This is a genomic window from Mycolicibacterium sp. XJ2546 (assembly GCF_053483195.1).
Genome location: NZ_JBEFRW010000035.1, coordinates 1 through 2,290 on the forward strand (window position 1 = coordinate 1; position 2,290 = coordinate 2,290).

Here is a 2,290-nt window from a genome sequence, read left to right on the forward strand (position 1 = left end):
ACTTAACAAGTGATCGCGTTGGCGGCGCGGCGATCTCCCTCGACGCGGCCGCGGTCCTGCGGCTGGCTACTACCGCTATGGTCATCGACGCTAACGACGAATAGCAAGTCACCCGTTCGCTGTCCCCGGAATCCACAACGCCGAACTCCGTGAAACCATCGCCGTCAAATCAAACACGCATGGCGAGCAGGCAACCGAGGCGGAGGAGTCGATTGCAACGCATCTATCAGTTGCTCGTCACCCTGACGGTGGACAGGAACAGAGCCAACTCGTAAGGTGCCGACCACCGCATCCGGTGTCTAATTTTGTACGGCCCATCGTGTCACACCAAGACACGGTCAACCGGACGACCGCCACTATCAATTCCGAGACCCTGACAAAAACCTCCGTAGTCGGCGCTTGAGCGCTCCCGCTAAAGGAATTAGGCGATGCACCCGAGCCTCCCAACATTGTTTGAGGAGGTCGACGGCGAAGTAATCGATCTCGTCGGCGTCTACGAACTCCGGTACGCGATCGAGCAATGGCGGACGCTTGACGAGCCGCTCCTGCGGATTGAACCGGCCACCATGGGTACCGGCACTCACCCCATAGTTGTAGAGCACGCGCCGCGGTGGGAACACCGATCGCCCGCCGTGTTGGACGATGGTGTATAGCCAGTGGAGGTACCAACTATCGGTGTAGCCGGCAATCGAAAGAGACAGCGCGAATCGGAATCGGTGATAACCGTTCATGTCGATCACCTGGCGGAAGCTTTCAGCTCGCAGATTCTCATCACGTGGTCGAGCGTCCAGGTCGAACTGCCGCCACGCGCGACTCCATGTGGCCCACCCCCAACTGTGCGCGGAGGGCAGAATTACGGCGCGCGGGAAATCTCGAAGCTTCGGAACATCGGGGATATAGCCGGAAACGCTCCAGACACGCGGATCTGCCGCATAGTAGTCGAGCGCCTCGTTGAAGTACGACAACGCAATGGGCGACAGCACGAGGTCGTCCTCTAGTACGATCACTCGATCGTATTCCGCCAAGAGCTGCGACACACCCTCGAAGACTGAGTTGCGTAATCCCTTGTTTGTTGGCGAGATAACGTGACCGACGTTCGGATGCGCCAGCCCTGTTACGAAGGTCCGTACGTCGTCGACGGCTGTGCGGTCAACCTGGCTCCGAGGGCCGTCAACGAAAATCTTGATAGGGCTTCGGGAAAACCCCTCGCAACGCTCAAGGCTGCGCATGAGCGCTGCGAGACGGTCCGGACGGTTGTAGGCAAACACTGCGATTGGCGCGAGAATGCTCTCGGTTGTTGGTTGCACTTAGGGTGTCCATTAGTTGCGTTTTGAGACGGATGCTTAGAAATGGCCTGCTAGCCGTCAGGGAGTAACAGGGCGACCTTTATAGTTTTATTTGTGAGTCTGAAGCACTGGATCCGTGACGCTCTCGGCGCTCGTCGGGTACGACGTATTAAGTCGGTCCGAATGCACATCGCATGCAAGTTCGATGTGGGACCATGGCGACGGCCGGGGCTAAACAAGCTCGACGTTCGACTCGCAGATTCACTCGGTTGGTCGCCGCGAGGTACGTTCATAGAGCTGGGCGGCAACGACGGTCTGCAGCAATCGAATTCGTTCCTGTTGGAGAGAGAACTCGGTTGGCGAGGAGTTCTCATCGAAGGCATTCCTGAACTCGCAGCAGAAGCCGTACGCAACCGGCCCAAAGCGACCGTCGTATGTGCGGCTGTGACCAGCCCATCGCAGTTCGATGTAATCCCTATGAACAACGACGACCTCGTCAGCGCGGTCTCGGATACCACCGGCCAACTGTATGTTGCTACGACTACGTTGTCCAATGTCATCGACCTTGTCTTAAACGGCGAGGTGCCTGATTTGCTATCAATTGATGTTGAAGGCTTTGAGATGGACATCATTGACGGCTTGGATCTCACGAGGCATCAGCCTCGATGGATACTTGTCGAGACCGAAAATAGGGATGATGTTAGTAGCGCTCTCACAGGCTACACAGTGGTTGCACAACTTTCCCATCATGACTACCTCTATGAGTATGCCCTGTAACTTCTGAACCTACTAAAGAACCAACTTCCAACCGGTTCTCGGCGATGCGCAATCATCTACTTGGCGTTGTCAAAATGGTATTTCAGGAGAAGATCCAGTTTGCTGTTCATAACGAGCCGATTCCACCAGCCCTCAAGTACGTCTGCTCGTCGCGGCGCTACCTCGTGATCGCCGGTGCATATTGGGTGATACGCCAAGGCAGCCAAAAGGCAAGCACCACCGTGAAA

General features: G+C 56.3%; 2 protein-coding genes. One reads left to right on the plus strand and one right to left on the minus strand.

The features are described 5' to 3' along the window. Nucleotides 1-359: 359 nt before the first annotated feature. Entirely contained in the window at nucleotides 360-1,307 is a 948-nt protein-coding gene (locus ABQE44_RS25685; RefSeq protein ID WP_448432627.1) for a glycosyltransferase family protein, read from the minus strand. Between the two features lie 93 nt (nucleotides 1,308-1,400). On the opposite strand from ABQE44_RS25685, the gene ABQE44_RS25690 reads away from it, so the two are divergent. Next, nucleotides 1,401-2,063, plus strand: a complete 663-nt coding sequence (locus ABQE44_RS25690) for an FkbM family methyltransferase (protein ID WP_448432629.1) — start codon at nucleotides 1,401-1,403, stop codon at nucleotides 2,061-2,063. Nucleotides 2,064-2,290 lie beyond the last annotated feature (227 nt).